This window comes from Flavobacterium sp. C3NV, from assembly GCF_046825355.2.
Taxonomy (GTDB): domain Bacteria; phylum Bacteroidota; class Bacteroidia; order Flavobacteriales; family Flavobacteriaceae; genus Flavobacterium.
This window is the reverse complement of the sequence record NZ_JBKQBJ020000010.1, coordinates 58,648-77,044: the sequence shown is the minus strand read 5'-3', so window position 1 is coordinate 77,044 and position 18,397 is coordinate 58,648. Positions and strand designations below refer to the sequence as shown.

The following is an 18,397-nucleotide window of genomic DNA, read 5'->3' as shown; positions in this document are numbered from 1 at the left end:
TTTTTTATTAATCTTAACTCCTCAGAAACTTAGCACCTTAGTGTCTTAGCATCTCAGTATCTTTAACTAATCCTGAATATACGTTTTGTTACCATTTTTGTTAATGTAGTACTTACCGCCTTTTGGTCCGGTATATACTTTTTTCCCGTTGTATTCTCCGGTAACTTTATCAGCTACTTTAGGAGCTTTCTCTGTAGTTTCTTTTAATGTTTTAGTAGCCGTTTTTTTAGTAGCCGTGGCATCTTTTTTAGCTACAGTTGCTTTAGCATCGGCTTTTTTAGCATCGGCTTTTGCACTTTCTCCTGCTGCAGTTGCTTTTTTCGCGGCTTTTGTAGCATCGCTTTTAGCTTTGGCGGCTTCTTTATCTGCTGCTTTTTTTGTTGCTGCAGTGCTTGCTGCCGAAGCATCGGTAGCCTCTTTAGCTGCTTTTTTTGATTTTACAGCTTCTTTTTTCGCATCTGATGCTGCTTTATCAGCAGTTGCTTTTTTCTTTTTAGCAGCAGTTTCAGTTTTGCTTTTTGCGTCTTTTACAGCTGTTTCCTGAGCATAAAAATTAGACGACAAAACAACCATAAAACAAAGTAATAATAATTTTTTCATAAGGTTACGGTTTTAAATTTCAATTAAAATTAATCAAATTATGAATACGTTTTTCATAATGTGTTAAAAATAAGCGCGAAGCTGTACGTTGCCAGTATGAACAACTGATCCGGTTTCACTTTTTCGTCCCTGATAATTTAAATTTACATCCAGAAACTGTGTTAAGTTCTTTTGTAAAAGCAATTTCCATACTAAATTTTGCCCTTCCTGAAGTCCTTCCAGCATCTGAAATCCTACCGATGAAAATTCATTTCCGTTAAACTTATTTTGGTAAAAAGAAAATTCTCCGTTTAAGGTTACTTTTTTCTCTCCGGCAAACGAAAAAGAAGTTCCAAGTCTGTTTTGAATCAGAGTTTCAAAATCTCCAATTTGATTTTCTTTGTTCTGAAATTCGTAAAAGAAATCTAAGCTGGTATTTTTAGAAAACAAATAACTGATTTTTGGTGCGACCTGATAGCCTTTTAAATCATAGTTTTTTTCGACAAAATCTTCAGAAACCAAGTTGGTGCTAATTGTTTTGGTAAAGAAATTAAACAACCAGCTTTTTTGGTACAAATGAGTGTATTGTAATTGGTTCGAACTGTTTCTAACATTTTGTGATCCTATCGAAAGTAGATTTTTTCCTTTATTAATAAGATAGGTATAGGTAACAGAATGCTTTTGCTTTCCGCGATTATAGTATAAACTGTTTCTGAAACTTGAATTTAATCCCAGAATATTTTCTTCAGATGAATCAAACGGATTGAGTTCTAAACGTTCGCCCTGGCTTTTTACCTTTCGATCCATAATAAACGAAGTTTGATTGTAAAAATAAGAAGCAATTTTTTTAAAACCCGTTTCATTTTGCCATTGAAGCGGATTCAGAGCAACAGATTGTGAAAATTTATTCTGATTGGTTTTAATGTAAACCTGATTGGGTAAAAAGATTCTAACAAATTTGGCCTGATCCGGGAATGCGGCAATCTCAAACTCTTCCAATTCCTGGATTCCATTACCATTATAATCGTTCCAAGTGTAAACCCCTTGTCCTGTAGGAACTTCTACATACGTAAATTCCTGTTGCGCAATTGTACCTGAACTGGTTTCGTAAGTCGACCCTATTTGCATGAATTGGTTAAAGAATCGATCATTATATAGTATTCTCGAATTTAAGGAAGGTTCGTTTTTTCGGGATGAATTGATGAAATCTAAATTACGATAACTCGCATAAACCGCTAAATCGGTTGTTTTATTCTGAATCAATTTCGATTTCAAATAATAAGTTTGCGAATTGTTTACGTGCTGCAAGAATCCGTTTTGCAAACTATCATTTCGGCGTTGTAAATAACCCAGTTCTACAAAAACTTTGGTACTGTCACCGCGACCAATAAATGCTCCGTATTCTGTGAATTTTTGGCTTAAAGCCGAAAACTGATTGCTAACTTTATCCCTTTGCTGATTGTCCTCAAGTTGCATGCTGGCACCAATCCAGTTTTTGCCAAAATGATATTTGGTTCTGGTTTGATTTCGGATAAATTTTGAAGTAGAATTTGTCGCATCACTATTCATGAAACTGCCCTGATTTTCGATTGTCCAGTTTTTTAATTTGAACAAAGCAGTCGTGGTATGTCTTGCTCCGGAATAACTTTCGGTGTAGTCTAATTTTTCAAACTGATAAGTAAGCAAACCAATGTTCGAGGTTTGTTTTTTAGCAAATAAATCAAAGTTGAATCCCGTAACCAATAAACTCTGATTACCAAAAAGTGATTCATTCAAGTTCCAATCTCTGTTGAATTCGATATTATACAATCGCTCGACAGATCTAAAATCTTCCTGAACAAACTGGTAATTTGCAAACGCATCTAAAGTCCATTCGCGGGTAAAAAGACGTTTTTTAGTATTGGTTTTAACCGCAATTCCGCTATTGTCGCCATCGTCAATTTTCGAAAACAGGTTTTTATCGTTGTTACTTATGGCAATTTCAAAGTCAACGAGCGTTTTTTCGTCAGGATTGTATTTACCTAAAAAAGTGGCAACCTGCAATTTTATCGGTGCAACCAATTGTACAATAGGTTCATAATTTCCCTGCAAAACGCCGCTTACCGGAGGAACATATTGATAAATGCGCTCTACGGAGTTGTTGTTTTGAATGATATAATTTCCGAGATTATTGCCCATAAGGCTAAATTTTACATTGTATAAAACATTGCTGGCATCATTTGAATATTCGTAAACTTCTACTGAATTGACCAGTATTTTTTTATATAAAATTTTATTATCTGCATAAGAATCTTCGTAAGCAGATGGCGCTTTCATTAAATTAGGATCATCACCGGCCTGGCTTAAAATCTCCACTTGCTCGGTAGAAAGATTTTGTTGCAGCGGCTGATTTTTCATATCGTTTTCAGAATAAATATAACCGCCAAAACTCCAGTTTTTGTTTTCGTGTGTTGCACCTGCATACGTAACTAAACGGTTATAATTTCTTTCAGAATATTGATATTCAACATTAATACGCATTTCTGATGTAATGGTAAAAAGCGACGTAAACGTAATTTCTCCGGCATTATAATCAATAACATAATCGTTGTTTTCGCCACGTTTTAGCAAAATACCATTTACGTAAACACGCTCTGATCCTGAAATGACCAAAACATACAATTCGCCATTTTGCCCTTTTAATTTATAAGGTCCCTGATTTCCTTCCTGACCCGTAAAAGTACTTTTGGCGTATTGCCCTTTTACAAAAGCGACCGATGCAAAAATATTGGTTTTGCTTTCTTCATCTCCAAAATTAAAACTTGTCGAAAGTCCCTGTACTTTTTTATTAAAATTTAAAAATTGCGTTTTTCTGTTTTCTAAAAAAACATCACCCGCACGAATATTCCAGTCGTCACTAAAAAGTTCGATAAAAATATTGTCGAATTGATCCAGCTTTTGCGAATAACCGCCATCCTGAAGCGGAATGTTATTGTCCTGCAGCGACGCCCGAAGACTAATTTTATCGGATATTTTTCCCGTAATCTGAAGATCTAAATTAGAGTTTAAAACCGTATTCTGATTGTTTCCAACCGTAACGCCGCGTGTAATACTTCCCGAAGTTTGTAAGCCATCAAACGGAGTGACTTTTTTGGTGCTGGTATTATCAATTCGGTACAATCTCTCAGAACCAACATCATTGGTAACCACCTGATCTGATTTGTAAAGACTGTATTCTTTGGTCAGGAAATCAGGATATTTTAAATAATTTACAATTAAAGTATCTAAAACTGAACCTGCATTTTCATTCAAAATCAAAGTTCCTTTTTGAAAATCAACTTTATATAAAGTAGAATCTATAGGTTGATTTTTAGTATTTAAAATTTCGAAAAAACCAGAATTGATACTAAATTCTTCGAGATGAATCGTATCCCGTGTTACAATTACTTTTTTCGTTTTGTACGATGATTCCGTTTCCTGTGCCTGAAGCCCGGAATACCAAATCAAAACCGTTAAAAACAGTAATTTTTTCAACATAAATACTTTAACTCTAAAAAATCAAAAGTAGTATTTATAATTGGGAAATGCCGGGTCTCTAATTTGGAGATTTACTATGTGTTTTTTGAGTTATTTTCTGCTTTTGATCTGACTCAACATCGAGATAGAAATTAATAATGCTAATACAATAGATGTTCCGGCTTTTATCATATTGCCGGTATGATCCGGACTATAGAAAAAGTAAGCTAAATACAGACAGCTTACAATAGCCATGCTATATTTGAATAGGAAGAATTTCATGTTGTAATGAATATTAATCAGGAGTAATTACCCGGTTTTTTTGAATTTAATTGTTGGCGTGTTCTGCCAGAATAAGAAGAATTGCAATTATGATCAAAGCTATAAAAACAGAATTTGGATTGGCAAAATTAATCGTCCAGCCCAATTCTTTAATTTTTTTAGGAGGAAATAATCTATTGTCTTTTGGATTATAATAAAATATTCCCCAAATCCAGTTCTCAGGATCATTATTCCATTCGTTTTGGTTTTCCTGATCAGGTTTATTGTTGATCCCCATGATTTTTTAGCGCTTTAAATTTATTATTACTAACTAATTTTCAAAGGTATTTTTTAACGATGCTTTTTTGAAAATCGGTAGCCAAGCGCAATAACTATTATTAGAAGACATAAAAACAATGATGGATTACTCATATTATTTAGATTTTAGGGGTTAAATTTTTAATAGATCTTATCCTGATTTCAGGTAATGTCTATTTGTTTTTTGGCAAGTCTAAATTACTGTTTTGTAAGGTTTGTTATTATGTGATTATCGGGTATTTTAATAAGTAATTTATAGTTATTTTTTTATTTAAAAATAATTCGTCTTTTGTGAGTATATTTTTATAAAACCGTCCTCTATTGGTTTATAAGGAAAAATACCATAAAATATGAATATTGTTGTAGGTAATAAACTTAAAATACTCCGAAAGAATAAAAAAATGTCACAAGAAGAAGTGGCAGATTGTCTTCATATATCCCAATCAGCATATGCCAGAATGGAAAGCGGCGAAAGCAGTTCATGGGCAAATCATATCTTAACCATTTGTAAAATTTTTGGAATAACTCCGGAAGACTTACTAAAAGTAGATCTCAATAGGGGAATATCTTCTATTAATGACGCAGATCAATTATCAGATCAGATCATTGAGAAATACGAAGAGCGTATCAAAGAGTTGAAAAAAATGATTAAGGATTTGAAAGAAGATAAAAAATCGTTAAAGTCATAATTTTTTTTAGCTTTGTGAAGATAAAACAAACTTAAATTATGGATACCAGCAAAGAACTCTTATTCTTTTTTAGCGCATTAGGAGTTTTTAATGGAATTATTTTAAGTGTGTATTTCTTCTTTTTTACCAAAAAAAAGTTCCTGACCAATTATTTTTTAGGTGCATTATTATTCGCATTAAGTATCCGGATTGGAAAATCGGTATTTGTATATTTTCATCCCACATTACCTAGATTATATTTACAAATTGGGTTAACTGCTTGCTTTTTTATTGGTCCCTTTTTATATTATTTCCTAAAATCAGCCGTTGCTGAAATTAATATAATGCCGAAATCGTGGAAACTCATACTTTTATTCTGGGCCATACTTATTATTACTGTTGGCATTATATTTCCGTATGAATATTACCCAAAACTCTGGCGCGGTTATTTTATAAAAATCATTTATTTTCAATGGTTTGTTTATGTTGTTTTTTCATGTTATACCATCAAAGGTATATTGGCGAAAATCATAAACAGAAAAAACAAAACAACTCCGGCAGAAAAGTGGTTCGGGATGCTTTTTCTGGGCAATTTTCTTTTGTTTCTTTTTTATTTTCTTGCTATAATGGGTGCTCCGGCAGCTACTTATATTAGCGGAGCAATTGTTTTTTCGATTCTGTTCTATTTAATTATTTCTATCCTTTTATACCGAAAAAGAACCGATGATTTGTTTTTATTAAATGGTCCCAAAACTTCGGGCAAAAAAATAGATTCAGTCGAAGCCACAATTTTATCCGTCAAACTGGAAAAAATAATGATCGAAAAAGAATGGTATAAAAATTCCAATCTAAGTTTACAGGATTTGTCTCAGGAGCTCAATATTTCAAGTCATCAATTGTCGCAGTTTTTAAATAATAATCTGAATAAGAATTTTACCAGTTTTGTAAATGAGTTCAGGATAAATGAAGCTTGCAAAATCATCACTTCAAATGATAAACTGACATTAGAATCTATTGGTTATGATGTAGGTTTTAATTCTAAATCGACTTTTTTCGCTGCCTTTAAAAAACATACCGGAACTACACCGCTAAATTACCAACTTCAGGCTTTACAGGCTTAAAGCTTAGTATGAATTTATAAATTCGTACTCCTGATTTCTGTTTCGATTACTTCATCCTGCAATTTAGAATAGACTTTTGTCTCAACAAAGTCAAATTTTAAATTGCCAAACCTATGAGATTCCCAGTTTCTGTCTTCATTTACACCTATTGCTTTCTTTTTTATGCCTTAGCAATAAAAGCACAATCTAAGCCAACAATTCCCGAGAAAATTACAAATCAAAATAATGAGTTAAATGAAGTTGTGATCAAAAGACAAAATTCATTGGTAAAATATTCAGCCAATGGAACAATCGATGTCAATGTTGCTAATACGTTGCTTTCGACAAGCAGTTCTGTAAATGAATTATTAGGCAGAGTGCCGAATGTTATTGTAGCCGAAGGACAAATAAGCGTTCTCGGGAAAGGCGAAGCGATTATTTACCTTAATGGAATTTTGATTAATTATGAGCGTTTTGCTGCAATCCCGGTTTCTCAAATTTTAAAGATTGAAGTAATCTCAAATCCTTCTTCAAAATATGATGCCGAAGGAAAAGCAGTCATTAATATTATTACCAAAAAGAATATCGAAAACGGAATATTAGGAAGCGCAAGTCAACAAATTACAGTTTCAGAATTCGCAGGAACGAGTACGAATACGCTTTTGGATTTTAATTATACAAAAGGAAAATTTTCGTTTATAACCAACTACGGATTGCAATTGGGCAAAGGCCGTGAATTATTATACACCACCAGAACACGACCTAATCCGGAGGATTACATGCGATCTGACTTAACTACAGATTGGAGAAGACAGTTTAATAATTACTCTAATTTTGGTTTTGGATTGCAATACACGTTCTCTGAAAAGAATTATATCTCCTTGGCCTATAGCGGGAATATTGAAGATTTGGGAGGAGTTGTAGAAAGCCGAAATTCCATTAGTAATAATGTTGGAGATAGTTTTTATGCCACGGATGTTGCTAAAAATGATGTGCTGCTGAATCAGTTCATTAATCTAAATTATAATGCCATAACAGATAGTAAAGGTTCTTCGTTATTTATAGGAACGCAATACTCTAATTATAACGGAATTGTAAAAGATTTTATTGATGAAAATAGTTTGGTCGACGAACGAAATACTGAAAAGTATTTGAAGAATAATGTTGACAATACAATTGATATTATAAGCATTCAGGCAGATTATTCTAAAAAGATAAATGAAAATACAAAGATCGAAACCGGAGCAAAATTTAGCAATGCGAAAGTACAAGCAGGAACAGATTTCCTGATTTCTGATGTAGAAAATGGGGAATTTGAACCTGATGATCAACTTTCGAGTGATTTTAAATACGTTGAAAAAATCAGTGCAGTTTATTTTAATTATGGAAGTTCATTAGGAAAGAAGTTTAATTTTTCTTTTGGAGCCCGAGGCGAATGGACAAGTTATAATTTGCATACTACTGCAAACGGGATTCAGGAATTCAAAAAAAGTTACGCCAATTTTTTCCCGAATGTGTTACTAAATATGGATGTTTCAGATGATTTGAAAGCGCATGTATCGTATGTTTCCAGAATAACAAGACCACGATATCAGGGTTTGAATCCGTTTGTTATTTATCAGGATCCGTTTACCACTATAGAAGGAAATCCTAATTTATTGCCTGAAAAAGTTCATGCCTTTGAAATTGGTGCGATGTACAAAAAGTTCGATTTTAGAATAGGATATACTTATAAAATCGATCCAATTTCTGGAGCTGCATTGCGTGGCGATACGCCTAACAGTTATATTTTGAGATCACTAAATATAGAAAAAGAACATACTTTTTTTACTTCACTTTCAAGATCATTTACAAACAAATGGTGGAATTCAACAAATACAATTAGTATGAATTTAAGTAAATCGATCGATAATTTTTATGAATATGCTTTGGGTCCGGTCAAACCTCAAATCTATTTGTATTCGAATAATACATTTACGATTCCGGATCTTTTTAAAATACAATTATTAGCGTGGTATTTGGGCGATAAGAGTTACGGATTACGAAGTGAAAATAGCAGGTCGACAGTTACTGTAGGAATCGAAAGAAACTTTTTTAAAGAGGCGCTAAAACTCAATTTTACCGCAAATGATATCTTTCATGACTTTATGGTTTCCGGTAATTATGACGTAGGACAAACCGAAATCTATTATCACAGAACGTATACAACCAATTATTTTAAACTGATAGCAACGTATAGTTTTGGAAATTCAAAAAAGGCAACGTATAAAAAATCAGAAATTGAACAAACGGAGAATAATAGGGCGAGATAGTTAAAGACTAATACATTCATTAAATAGAGTGTTTTTGTTTTTCTTTTTAAGAAGTTTTCGGAAATTTCATTCCCCAACGCAATAAAAACAAGCTAATAAAACAAAGTAAAAGCGCCAGATACATTTTTGGATCGGCTTTGTGAAGCGCTATTTTTTCTGTAAAAGATTCATGATCTTCAAAAAACATAATCCTAAACAATATTACTATATAAAAAGGACTTATAATATAATTGATAATAAAACGCGTAGTTCTGGTTTTCATAATAGCAAAATGCTTTAATTCACTTTTTCAAAACTACATACTATTTATAAAATTCCTTATGCGATAAATGCATAAAATGGGTTATAAAAAAGGCTTCACAATTATGCGAAGCCTTTCTTAAATATATTTGAATTGAAATAATTAACGTAAATAAAAAAGATTTAGTTATTAATCTCTTTCGTAACAATCTGCATCGTCTCGCGGCTTACTTGTTTTAGTAAAACAGTTTTGTTTGCTTCAACAGTTTCGGCGGCATTTTCTGTAAAGTGACGAATCGTATATAAAGTCACATTCTCATTATAATCAACTTTGAATTTTTTCGAAAGAATCGCATTCAATTCATTAAAGTTTTCGAATTTATCTTCTACGCAAACAGAAAAGCTAATAGCTGAATTCTGAATCAGATTCACTTTTATTTTGAATTCATGAAACAAAGCAAAAATCTCACTGATGTTTTCTTCCATAATAAAAGAGAAATCAATTGATGAAAGCGAGATCAAAAGCTGATTTCTTTTTACAATAAAACAAGGATATTGCGGCTCTAAATCAACACCTTTAGAAACGCAGGTTCCTTTTAGTAACGGGTTGATAAACGATTTCACATACAACGGAATTTCTTTTTTCTGTAATGGCTGTAAAGTTTTTGGGTGAATAACGGTAGCACCGTAAAAAGCCAATTCGATCGCTTCACGATACGAAATTTGATTTAATAAACTCGCATTTTCAAAATAACGCGGATCCGCATTCATAACTCCCGGAACGTCTTTCCAGATCGTTACACTTTCGGCATTTAGGCAGTAAGCAAAAATTCCGGCCGTATAATCAGAACCTTCACGACCAAGAGTTGTTGTAAAGTTATTCTCATCGGCACCTAAAAATCCTTGTGTGATGTTTAATATTTTACGTTTTACATTTTTGCTGATCAATTGTTGAGTCGTTTCCCAATCAACTTCGGCATCTCTGTAATTAGCATTGGTTTTAATGAAATTACGAACATCCAGCCATTGCGTATGAATACCTCTGTAATTCATATAATGACTTAAAATAGTAGTCGAAATTAATTCTCCAAAACTTACCACCTGATCGTAAACAAAGTTGTAATTTGGCGATTTATTATGTGCAAGGAAATATTCTAATTCAGAAAACTGCGCTTTTACAGCCGTAAAAACTTCATGTTTTTCATCCTCAAATAAATCCAATAATATTTGATTGTGATATTTTTTTATTTCTTGTACGGATGAATTCAACTCTGTTGATTTCTCAAAATAATTTTTGATGACAACCTCAAGAGCATTTGTAGTTTTTCCCATCGCCGAAACGACTAAAATCACATCTTCATAACCTACTTTTTGTAAAACGTCATATACGTTTTTAATTCCATCGGCATCTTTAACTGATGCTCCACCAAATTTAAATACTCTCATTTTTAATTTTAGATTTCAGGTTTTAGATTTCAGATTCGGGGTTTGAGTGAAATCTGGTTTATTTTATTTTTATAATTTTTCTAAGAACGAATTAATTCCGTTTTCATCCATTTGAACAACTCTCCATTCTTCAAGGATTTTTGCACCTGAGCTTTCGTAAAATTTTACTGCAGGAGTATTCCAGTCCAGAACATTCCATTCTACTCTTCGAACATTATCTTTTTTGCCTTGTTTCATGATTTCAGCATAAAGAGCAGATCCTAAACCTGTGCCGCGCATTTTTTCTTTTACGATTAAATCTTCAAGATGTATGGTTTTTCCTTTCCAGGTCGAGTAACGATAATAATAAAGAGCGATACCAACTATTTCTTTGTTGCTTGATTCATCTTCAATTTCTGCCACAAAAACATTAAATAGTGGTTTTTCACCAAAACCGTCACGTACTAAATCCTCTACAGTAATTACAACGGCTTCCGGTTCTTTTTCGAATATTGCCAACTCCTGTATTAATCCCAAAACCGATTCCATGTCTTCAGGATTTCCTTTTCTAATATTCATATTCTGTAATTTTATTTTAATCCTAAATATACTATTCCCTCTTTAATATTTAAAAAATTTGTTTGTACGAATTTCTTGTAAGGGCAATTCATATATTCTTATTATTAAGCGTTTATTAGCTAAAAATGTATTTTTTTATCTGATACTTCCCGCTTTTAATTAGCAAATATACAATAGTGGCAAACTAACAAAATAATTTTTGAAGCATTCTCACAAAAAAAGCGATATTTGTGACTTATAATCAAAAACTATAACGATATAGCAATGGAAGAACGCAATAAAACACTAGGAGAGTTTATTATTGAGAACCAAAAAGCATTTCAGTATTCGTCGGGGGAGCTTTCCCGAATTATCAACTCTATACGTTTGGCGGCCAAGGTCGTAAACTATAAAGTAAACAAAGCCGGATTGGTGGATATTATTGGCGCTGCAGGCGAACAAAATATTCAGGGCGAAGACCAACAAAAATTAGATGTGTATGCAAACGAAGTATTTATCCAGACGTTAATAAACCGTGAGATTGTCTGTGGTATTGCTTCAGAAGAAAACGACGATTTTATTACTGTTCAGGGGAGCGACAACAGTCATAATAATAAGTACGTGATCTTAATGGATCCGCTTGACGGATCTTCAAACATTGATGTAAATGTTTCTGTAGGAACTATTTTTTCTGTTTTTAGAAGAATAACACCAATCGGAACCCCGGTAACAAGCGAGGATTTTTTACAACCGGGAATCAATCAAGTTGCAGCAGGTTATGTAATTTATGGCACTTCGACCATGTTGGTGTACACAACCGGTCATGGCGTAAATGGTTTTACACTGAATCCGGCAATTGGTACATTTTACCTTTCACACCCTAATATGAAATTTCCACAAAACGGAAATATCTATTCAGTAAACGAGGGCAACTATGTTCATTTTCCGCAAGGAGTAAAAAACTACATTAAATATTGTCAGAGAGAAGAAGAAGACAGGCCTTATACTTCCAGATATATTGGAAGTTTAGTTTCTGATTTTCATCGAAATATGATCAAAGGCGGAATTTATTTATACCCAACAAGTTCAAAAGCGCCAAAAGGGAAGTTGCGTTTGTTATACGAATGTAACCCAATGGCGTTTATAGCCGAACAGGCCGGAGGAAAAGCAACAGATGGTTTTGGAAGAATTATGGAAATCCAGCCAACAGAATTGCACCAGAGAGTTCCTTTTTTCTGCGGAAGTTATAATATGGTAGAGAAAGCGGAGCAGTTTATGGCAGAAGCTTTATAGTATTCAGTCTCAGTTTTACAGTCTCAGTCACAGTTTTCAGTCTCAGACTTGGCTACAAAAAGCAAACCCGACAGATTTTTGAAATCTGTCGGGTTATTTATTTTAGTTAAACTGTTTACTGTGACTGTGACTGTTAACTGAAAACTATTTGTTCATGTTTTCCATTTCGAAAAGGAAAGTATCAAGATCTACTTTTTTATCTACTAAAGACAATGCTTTTCTAACAATATAATTTACGTTTCCTGGTGTAAATCCTAAAGCTAATCCCATACGGGTTAACATTACTTCTTGCTGATCTCCTAAATGGTGGTCTACGTGAACCATTCTTGCCAAATCATACAAACGCTCTAAACGTTGTGTATATAAGTAAGGAGGGTTTATTGGGTGTTTCCACGGATCTTTAAGGATTTCCTTGTATTCTTCTTCTGAAATTTGTAATGTTGAAGCAATTTTATCTAAAAATGTTTGTTCTTCGTCATTAATTTTTCCGTCAGCGAAAGCTACACGAACAATTGCAGAGAAATGGCCTCTGTTTCTTTCTTTGAATTCGTTATCAAATAATTCTGAAAATGGCATAATGTGGTATTTTTATAAGGCAAAGATAAATTTTATTTTAAATTATTAATTTTAATTTTCTCATAAATTTTAACTTTTCAATATTCATTGATTTAATCTGAGACATCTGTAGTTTTTCAAAATAAATCGTAAGTTTACAACCCCTAATCATTTAATAGTATTACCCGTATGTCAGAATTTTGGATTTATTTTCAAATAGGATTAAAGCACGTTTTGGATATTCACGCTTATGATCACGTTCTTTTTTTAATAGCATTAACAACCCCTTATTTGTTCAAAGACTGGAAACGCATATTGCTTTTGGTTTCTGTTTTTACAATTGGTCATACATTGGCTTTATTGCTTTCGGTTTACGGAATCATTGCTATAAAAGTCAATACGGTCGAATTTTTAATTCCGATCACCATTTTAATAACGGCGATTTTTAATCTTTTTACAGCAGGGAAAACATCCAAAAGTGACGGGTTGAATTTAGTGTTTTTTGTAACCCTGTTTTTTGGGATTATACACGGACTTGGATTCTCGAATTATTTCAAGACCATTTTAGGAGGATCACCTAGTTCAAAATTACTACCTTTAGGCGAGTTTGCGTTAGGAATCGAAGCAGCTCAGTTAGTTGTAGTGTTTGTGGTACTAATTATATCCTATATTGTACAAACCGTATTTCGTTTTTCAAAGCGCGATTGGGCGCTTGTAATGTCGGCTTTTATTATTGGAGTTGTAGTTCCAATGATTATCGAAAGCCCAATTTGGAACAGATAAAATAAATGGAAGAAAAAAAATTAAATAAATACGATAAAGCTTATTTGCGAATTGCGACAGAATGGGGAGCACTTTCCTATTGCAAACGAAAACAAGTAGGCGCCATCATCGTAAAAGACCGAATGATTATTTCTGATGGATACAACGGAACACCATCCGGTTTTGAAAATTGCTGCGAAGACGAAGACGGATTAACCCGTTGGGATGTTTTGCATGCCGAAGCAAATGCGATTTTGAAAGTAGCCAGATCAACACAATCGTGTGAAGGAGCAACCTTATATATCACGCTTTCGCCTTGCAAAGAATGCAGCAAATTGATACATCAGTCGGGAATAAAAAGAGTGGTGTATCATAACGGATATCGTGATGATTCCGGGATTCAGTTTTTAATAAAAGCAGGTGTCGAAGTCGAACATATTCCTGTTTTAGAAGAGTAATGAAATTGAACTTAAAATATTTGCCAATCATTATCGGAGCGACCTTTGCTCTTGGTATTGTCAGTGGAAGCCTTATGAATGCTCCCGTTGATGATCAGCTTTTGGCTAAAAATTACTCGAAAACCAAGCTGAATAAACTCATTGATTTTATCAATAACGAATATGTCGACAGCATCAATACAGATTCTATTGTCAATCTTACAGTAGATAATATCTTATCGAAATTAGATCCGCATTCCGTTTATATTCCGCCAACAGAACAAGCTGAAGTAGCAGAAAGTATGAAAGGTGATTTCGTGGGAATCGGAATCAATTTTTATATGTATAAAGATTCTGTTGCGATAATAAAGCCTGTCGAAAACGGACCTTCGGCGAAAGCCGGATTAAAATCAGGTGATCGGATTTTATTTGCAGGAAAAACGAAATTGTACGGCAGAAGATTGCCTTCGGATAGTTTGTTTTCGAAATTAAAAGGAATAAAAGGTTCTGAGATTGAATTGACGATTTTTAGAAAATCAGAACAAAAGAAACTCAAGTTTAAAGTAAAAAGAGATATTATCCCTATAAAAAGTGTCGATGCTTCTTTGTTGCTCGATAATAAAACAGGTTATATCAAAATCAACCGTTTTGCCGAAACTACTTTTAATGAATTCAAAACCGGCTTAACGAGATTGAAACAAAACGGAATTGAATCGCTTATCATTGACCTTCGCGATAATGGCGGTGGTTATATGGAAGAAGCTATTGCAATTGCTGATGAATTCCTGAAAGACAAACAACTGATCGTTTTTACCAAAAATAAAAATGGAACTACCGAAAAAACATTCGCTACAAAAGCGGGAAGTTTTGAAACCGGAAAAGTGTATGTTTTAATTAATGAAAATAGCGCCTCGGCAAGTGAAATCCTGGCTGGAGCAATTCAGGATAGTGATCGCGGAACTATTGTAGGCCGCCGTTCTTTTGGTAAAGGATTAGTACAACGCGAAATGGATTTCAACGACGGATCTGCCGTAAGATTAACCGTGGCGAGATATTATACACCAACCGGAAGATCGATTCAGAAACCGTATAAAAAAGGAAACGAAGAATATTATAAAGAATCAGAATCGCGTATAAAATCAGGCGAACTTTATGCAAAAGACAGTATAAAAGTTGCAGATTCTTTAAAGTTTAAAACTCCAAAAGGTAAAATTGTTTACGGCGGTGGAGGAATTGTTCCTGACGTTTTTGTACCGATTGAAGCCGAACACGGAAATGAAAATGTGGCTTATTTGATGCAAACCGGAATCGTAGGACATTTTGTTTTTGAAGAATTAGACAAAAACAGAGATGCTTTTAAAGGCCTTCATTTTAATGAGTTTCTGACTAAGATGAAAAACTCTGATGCGTATTTCAAAAAGTTCAGAACGTATATTTTAATGACAGGGTTAGACTTGAAGTTAGATAAAACCAAAGCTTTGGTAAATCGTTATATTACTGCGGAATTTGCTCGTCAGCTTTATGGAGAGCTATATTATTATGACGTTATTTTGAAAGATGACGCCATGATCAAAGCCGTTTTGAATCCGAAAAAGTAATCCTTAAATTTTGTATCAGATGAAAATAGAATCTATTGTAAATGCTGAAATCGAACTTTTAACAGCAATTAGAACTGCCGATGTTGCAACACTGGATAAATTATTGCATGATGATTTGCTTTTTAATTTACCAGACGGACAAACCATTACAAAAGAATTTGATTTAGAATCGTACCGTTCAGGCAAAATTAAAATCGAAACACTGGAAGCTGCAGATCAAATCATTAAGGTAATTGAGGATACGGCAGTAGTTAGCGTGATCATTTTATTAAAAGGAACATACGATAATAATCCCATCGCTAATTCGTTTCGTTATATAAGAGTCTGGAAACAATTCGGCGAAAGCCTAAAAGTAATTGCCGGAAGTTGTGTTGCTCTACAATAAAATAATAATAATTTTTAAAATATAATGTAATAAAACTCACTTAAAAAGAGCGAGATTTACATTTAAAATATAAACATGAAAAATCTAAAAAGAATAAGTTTTCTGGTTTTACTAATGACTTTTGTAATTTCTTGCGCGTGTATGAAAGATAAAAATACGATTTCAGGAAAAGTTGAATCTATAGAAAACGGAAAAGACGGTTACACAGCCAAAATCAATACCGATAAAAATGAGGTTTATTTCGCGACGGTAAGCATTGTAAATGTTGGAGGGCCACAAAACTACAAAAGGTTTAAAGAAGGCGATGAGGTTTCAGTAAAAGGAGAAATCTGGAAAACAGATACAGAGAAACATATTACTGTGAAAGAAATTGTTTCGGTTAAGTAAAAATTAAACCATATAAGCTATATATAAGTAAATATAAATGCGTTGCGCATAGATTAAGGACTTATAGAGCAGATCAAAGATTTTTTTGGTTAGGTAAAAAAAGTAAACCATATAAGTTATATAAGTTCGTGTAAATGCTTCGCGCATAAATTAAATGAACTTATATAACTTATATGGTTTAATAATTTTATAGTGAGTTTTTATCGAATACTATCGTGCGAATGAGTTTGCACACCGTTATTCCATAAAGTAAGAATATCTGTTGCAACGGCAGCGCCACTTCCGGCAGCAATTGCCAGTTGGCTTCTCCAGCCAGCTAAAGTTCCAGTAACATAAATACCGTCAGCTACTTTATGATCGTCGTTTTTAAGCTGAATACGTTGTTTTTCGGGTAATGCTTTTTTATGTGGCTCGATGTATTGCGTCAAACCTTCGATGTCAAAAGTATTGGCAGAACCAATCCCAACAACGATATTTTTTGCCTGGTAGAAGTTTTTGTTTGTAGTAACAGTAAATTCAGGATAAGTACCTTCTACTTTAATTACTTTTTCATTTGCGATTTGTGTAATATGCGGATAGGCCGTAGCTAAATCCTGCGTACTTTCTGTAAGCAAATCAGATCCTAATTTACCTGGCGTTATACCATAAGCATTGTAGAAAATTGCTTCTTGTAAAGAAGAATTTTTTTGATGTGTAAAAATTCCGATTTTTTTATCGGTAACAAAAGCTTTGTTTTTGGCTGATCCTAAAACGAGGGCACAAGACATACCTGAAACACCTCCGCCAATAATTAAAACGTCAAACATATATTATCGTCCGTTTGTTTTTTCTTCGATTCTTTTAGAAATTCTAAAGATTAAAAGAATCAATACGGCACAAAATGAAGCTGCGATTCCAATAAAAGCAACTACACTGTCTCCCTGAAAAGGATTTTTGAAGTCTAGCAACGTAATATTAAAAACAATTAAAGCTAATGCTAAAAGCACTAAGATTGAAGTAAAAATTTTCATAATGGTTGTTTATTTGCCTAAATAATAAAGTAAAACTCTATGACTTAAAAAATGTCCTAAAGTTGTATTTTAAAAATTTTATGGGGTAAATTTATAAAAATAAATGTTAGACGAACAAACCTTTAACATTAGCAGCAAATAATTTAACAGCAATCGCTAAAAGTATCACTCCAAATGTCTTACGAACCACGCCAAGTCCGTTTTCTCCTAATAAAGTTTCGATTTTTTTAGAAGATTTTAAAACAATATAAACCAATATGATATTGAGTAAAATAGCAATAATAATATTAATGGTGTGAAATTGAGATCGTAACGATAATAAAGTGGTCATTGTTCCCGCTCCGGCAATTAACGGAAACGCTAACGGAACGATAGAAGCTGATCCAGGTTCTTCGTCACGATAGATTCTGATTCCTAAAATCATTTCTAAAGCCAGAAAGAACAATACAAACGAACCTGCAACAGCAAACGAATGCACGTCGATACCTATAAGACTCAGGAAGCCTTCTCCAACAAAAAGAAACACAATCATAATAAGTCCGGCAACAATAGAAGCTTTTTCAGATTCGATGTGCCCCACTTTTGATCTTAAATTCACAATAATAGGAATAGAACCCACAATATCAATTACAGCAAAAAGTACCATTCCAACAGTAATTATTTCTTTAAAGTCGATTTCTAACATATTACTTTGATTTTAAGCGTTTAAAATTTTTGCAAAGGTAGATAATAAAGGTAGGTGTTTTTTTAATACGATGTATTTTTGTTATAAAAACACGTTTTACGTATTGAAAAAGTGATATTTGTAACAAAAGATAATTTAACCGCAAAGATTCGCAAATGTTTTATTGTTTTTACCACAGAGTTGCACAAAGTTTTTTCACAGAGTTTCGCAAAGTTTAATTTAAAGAGTGTTTTTTAAGTTCACAAAGCTTGAAGATTTAAATTGTAACAATTCTTAAATAAATCTTCGTGGATCTCTGTGAAAAAACTTTGTGCAACTCTGTGGTAGAA

At 33.2% G+C, this 18,397-nt stretch carries 20 protein-coding genes; 9 read left to right on the top strand and 11 right to left on the bottom strand.

Annotated elements, in window-relative coordinates:
- Window positions 1-66: 66 nt before the first annotated feature.
- From ACIDC4_RS15215 to ACIDC4_RS15200, 4 genes are all read right to left on the bottom strand, one after another.
- Entirely contained in the window at window positions 67-600 is a 534-nt protein-coding gene (locus tag ACIDC4_RS15215) for a hypothetical protein (protein ID WP_412043424.1), read from the bottom strand.
- Between the two features lie 63 nt (window positions 601-663).
- Complete coding sequence (locus tag ACIDC4_RS15210; protein ID WP_412043423.1) at window positions 664-4,095, bottom strand: hypothetical protein; 3,432 nt, start codon at window positions 4,093-4,095, stop codon at window positions 664-666.
- Window positions 4,096-4,185: 90 nt separating this feature from the next.
- Complete coding sequence (locus tag ACIDC4_RS15205) at window positions 4,186-4,356, bottom strand: hypothetical protein (RefSeq protein WP_412043422.1); 171 nt, start codon at window positions 4,354-4,356, stop codon at window positions 4,186-4,188.
- Window positions 4,357-4,402: 46 nt separating this feature from the next.
- Window positions 4,403-4,633: a hypothetical protein gene (locus tag ACIDC4_RS15200; protein WP_412043421.1), complete on the bottom strand. Its 231-nt coding sequence runs from the start codon at window positions 4,631-4,633 to the stop codon at window positions 4,403-4,405.
- A gap of 370 nt (window positions 4,634-5,003) precedes the next feature.
- Here ACIDC4_RS15200 and ACIDC4_RS15195 point away from each other — a divergent pair, with 370 nt between their 5' ends.
- The 3 genes from ACIDC4_RS15195 (at window position 5,004) to ACIDC4_RS15185 (ending at window position 8,733) form a co-directional block, all read left to right on the top strand.
- A complete protein-coding gene (locus tag ACIDC4_RS15195) occupies window positions 5,004-5,342 on the top strand; it encodes a helix-turn-helix transcriptional regulator (RefSeq protein WP_412043420.1) in 339 nt (112 codons plus the stop codon).
- A 38-nt stretch (window positions 5,343-5,380) separates the two neighbouring features.
- On the top strand, window positions 5,381-6,442 hold the full coding sequence (locus ACIDC4_RS15190) for a helix-turn-helix domain-containing protein (protein WP_412043419.1): 1,062 nt from the start codon (window positions 5,381-5,383) through the stop codon (window positions 6,440-6,442).
- 113 nt (window positions 6,443-6,555) lie between these two features.
- Window positions 6,556-8,733: a TonB-dependent receptor domain-containing protein gene (locus tag ACIDC4_RS15185; protein WP_412043418.1), complete on the top strand. Its 2,178-nt coding sequence runs from the start codon at window positions 6,556-6,558 to the stop codon at window positions 8,731-8,733.
- Between the two features lie 46 nt (window positions 8,734-8,779).
- Here ACIDC4_RS15185 and ACIDC4_RS15180 read toward each other — a convergent pair whose 3' ends face one another.
- From ACIDC4_RS15180 to ACIDC4_RS15170, 3 genes are all read right to left on the bottom strand, one after another.
- Window positions 8,780-8,995 carry a hypothetical protein gene (locus ACIDC4_RS15180; RefSeq protein ID WP_412043417.1) on the bottom strand — a complete coding sequence of 72 codons (216 nt, stop codon included), beginning with the start codon at window positions 8,993-8,995 and terminating at the stop codon, window positions 8,780-8,782.
- 161 nt (window positions 8,996-9,156) lie between these two features.
- A complete protein-coding gene (locus ACIDC4_RS15175; RefSeq protein WP_412043416.1) occupies window positions 9,157-10,419 on the bottom strand; it encodes an aspartate kinase in 1,263 nt (420 codons plus the stop codon).
- 69 nt (window positions 10,420-10,488) lie between these two features.
- Window positions 10,489-10,977, bottom strand: coding sequence for a GNAT family N-acetyltransferase (locus ACIDC4_RS15170; RefSeq protein WP_230033332.1), 489 nt, complete (start codon window positions 10,975-10,977; stop codon window positions 10,489-10,491).
- A gap of 264 nt (window positions 10,978-11,241) precedes the next feature.
- Here ACIDC4_RS15170 and fbp point away from each other — a divergent pair, with 264 nt between their 5' ends.
- Window positions 11,242-12,249: a class 1 fructose-bisphosphatase gene (gene fbp / locus ACIDC4_RS15165; RefSeq protein ID WP_230033330.1), complete on the top strand. Its 1,008-nt coding sequence runs from the start codon at window positions 11,242-11,244 to the stop codon at window positions 12,247-12,249.
- A gap of 144 nt (window positions 12,250-12,393) precedes the next feature.
- Here fbp and ACIDC4_RS15160 read toward each other — a convergent pair whose 3' ends face one another.
- The gene (locus ACIDC4_RS15160) at window positions 12,394-12,825 is read right to left on the bottom strand and encodes a tellurite resistance TerB family protein (protein WP_065448584.1); all 432 of its coding nucleotides are present in this window, start codon (window positions 12,823-12,825) and stop codon (window positions 12,394-12,396) included.
- 168 nt (window positions 12,826-12,993) lie between these two features.
- Between ACIDC4_RS15160 and ACIDC4_RS15155 the strand changes: the two genes are divergently transcribed.
- The 5 genes from ACIDC4_RS15155 (at window position 12,994) to ACIDC4_RS15135 (ending at window position 16,373) form a co-directional block, all read left to right on the top strand.
- Window positions 12,994-13,587 (top strand): HupE/UreJ family protein, encoded by a 594-nt coding sequence (locus ACIDC4_RS15155; RefSeq protein ID WP_230033328.1) that lies wholly within the window; start codon window positions 12,994-12,996, stop codon window positions 13,585-13,587.
- Window positions 13,588-13,592: 5 nt separating this feature from the next.
- Window positions 13,593-14,024, top strand: coding sequence for a deoxycytidylate deaminase (locus ACIDC4_RS15150; RefSeq protein WP_065448582.1), 432 nt, complete (start codon window positions 13,593-13,595; stop codon window positions 14,022-14,024).
- Window positions 14,024-15,601 (top strand): S41 family peptidase, encoded by a 1,578-nt coding sequence (locus ACIDC4_RS15145; protein ID WP_412043415.1) that lies wholly within the window; start codon window positions 14,024-14,026, stop codon window positions 15,599-15,601. Before ACIDC4_RS15150 ends, ACIDC4_RS15145 begins: the two co-directional genes overlap by 1 nt.
- Before the next feature lie 19 nt (window positions 15,602-15,620).
- Window positions 15,621-15,986, top strand: a complete 366-nt coding sequence (locus tag ACIDC4_RS15140; RefSeq protein WP_412043414.1) for a nuclear transport factor 2 family protein — start codon at window positions 15,621-15,623, stop codon at window positions 15,984-15,986.
- A 75-nt stretch (window positions 15,987-16,061) separates the two neighbouring features.
- Window positions 16,062-16,373, top strand: a complete 312-nt coding sequence (locus tag ACIDC4_RS15135) for a hypothetical protein (RefSeq protein ID WP_230033321.1) — start codon at window positions 16,062-16,064, stop codon at window positions 16,371-16,373.
- Between the two features lie 200 nt (window positions 16,374-16,573).
- Here the strand turns inward: ACIDC4_RS15135 and ACIDC4_RS15130 are convergent, their stop codons facing one another.
- The 3 genes from ACIDC4_RS15130 to ACIDC4_RS15120 form a co-directional block, all read right to left on the bottom strand.
- Window positions 16,574-17,179: an FAD-dependent oxidoreductase gene (locus tag ACIDC4_RS15130; protein ID WP_412043413.1), complete on the bottom strand. Its 606-nt coding sequence runs from the start codon at window positions 17,177-17,179 to the stop codon at window positions 16,574-16,576.
- A gap of 3 nt (window positions 17,180-17,182) precedes the next feature.
- Window positions 17,183-17,383, bottom strand: a complete 201-nt coding sequence (locus ACIDC4_RS15125) for a hypothetical protein (RefSeq protein ID WP_017496183.1) — start codon at window positions 17,381-17,383, stop codon at window positions 17,183-17,185.
- A gap of 106 nt (window positions 17,384-17,489) precedes the next feature.
- On the bottom strand, window positions 17,490-18,068 hold the full coding sequence (locus tag ACIDC4_RS15120; RefSeq protein ID WP_194617767.1) for a MarC family protein: 579 nt from the start codon (window positions 18,066-18,068) through the stop codon (window positions 17,490-17,492).
- Window positions 18,069-18,397: the final 329 nt, after the last annotated feature.

What these genes read in the sequence shown, in the direction of transcription:
- ACIDC4_RS15215 (WP_412043424.1), bottom strand. Translation starts at nt 600, where the DNA reads ATGAAAAAATTATTATTACTTTGTTTTATGGTTGTTTTGTCGTCTAAT.
- ACIDC4_RS15210 (WP_412043423.1), bottom strand. Translation starts at nt 4,095, where the DNA reads ATGTTGAAAAAATTACTGTTTTTAACGGTTTTGATTTGGTATTCCGGG.
- ACIDC4_RS15205 (WP_412043422.1), bottom strand. Translation starts at nt 4,356, where the DNA reads ATGAAATTCTTCCTATTCAAATATAGCATGGCTATTGTAAGCTGTCTG.
- ACIDC4_RS15200 (WP_412043421.1), bottom strand. Translation starts at nt 4,633, where the DNA reads ATGGGGATCAACAATAAACCTGATCAGGAAAACCAAAACGAATGGAAT.
- ACIDC4_RS15195 (WP_412043420.1), top strand. Translation starts at nt 5,004, where the DNA reads ATGAATATTGTTGTAGGTAATAAACTTAAAATACTCCGAAAGAATAAA.
- ACIDC4_RS15190 (WP_412043419.1), top strand. Translation starts at nt 5,381, where the DNA reads ATGGATACCAGCAAAGAACTCTTATTCTTTTTTAGCGCATTAGGAGTT.
- ACIDC4_RS15185 (WP_412043418.1), top strand. Translation starts at nt 6,556, where the DNA reads ATGAGATTCCCAGTTTCTGTCTTCATTTACACCTATTGCTTTCTTTTT.
- ACIDC4_RS15180 (WP_412043417.1), bottom strand. Translation starts at nt 8,995, where the DNA reads ATGAAAACCAGAACTACGCGTTTTATTATCAATTATATTATAAGTCCT.
- ACIDC4_RS15175 (WP_412043416.1), bottom strand. Translation starts at nt 10,419, where the DNA reads ATGAGAGTATTTAAATTTGGTGGAGCATCAGTTAAAGATGCCGATGGA.
- ACIDC4_RS15170 (WP_230033332.1), bottom strand. Translation starts at nt 10,977, where the DNA reads ATGAATATTAGAAAAGGAAATCCTGAAGACATGGAATCGGTTTTGGGA.
- fbp (WP_230033330.1), top strand. Translation starts at nt 11,242, where the DNA reads ATGGAAGAACGCAATAAAACACTAGGAGAGTTTATTATTGAGAACCAA.
- ACIDC4_RS15160 (WP_065448584.1), bottom strand. Translation starts at nt 12,825, where the DNA reads ATGCCATTTTCAGAATTATTTGATAACGAATTCAAAGAAAGAAACAGA.
- ACIDC4_RS15155 (WP_230033328.1), top strand. Translation starts at nt 12,994, where the DNA reads ATGTCAGAATTTTGGATTTATTTTCAAATAGGATTAAAGCACGTTTTG.
- ACIDC4_RS15150 (WP_065448582.1), top strand. Translation starts at nt 13,593, where the DNA reads ATGGAAGAAAAAAAATTAAATAAATACGATAAAGCTTATTTGCGAATT.
- ACIDC4_RS15145 (WP_412043415.1), top strand. Translation starts at nt 14,024, where the DNA reads ATGAAATTGAACTTAAAATATTTGCCAATCATTATCGGAGCGACCTTT.
- ACIDC4_RS15140 (WP_412043414.1), top strand. Translation starts at nt 15,621, where the DNA reads ATGAAAATAGAATCTATTGTAAATGCTGAAATCGAACTTTTAACAGCA.
- ACIDC4_RS15135 (WP_230033321.1), top strand. Translation starts at nt 16,062, where the DNA reads ATGAAAAATCTAAAAAGAATAAGTTTTCTGGTTTTACTAATGACTTTT.
- ACIDC4_RS15130 (WP_412043413.1), bottom strand. Translation starts at nt 17,179, where the DNA reads ATGTTTGACGTTTTAATTATTGGCGGAGGTGTTTCAGGTATGTCTTGT.
- ACIDC4_RS15125 (WP_017496183.1), bottom strand. Translation starts at nt 17,383, where the DNA reads ATGAAAATTTTTACTTCAATCTTAGTGCTTTTAGCATTAGCTTTAATT.
- ACIDC4_RS15120 (WP_194617767.1), bottom strand. Translation starts at nt 18,068, where the DNA reads ATGTTAGAAATCGACTTTAAAGAAATAATTACTGTTGGAATGGTACTT.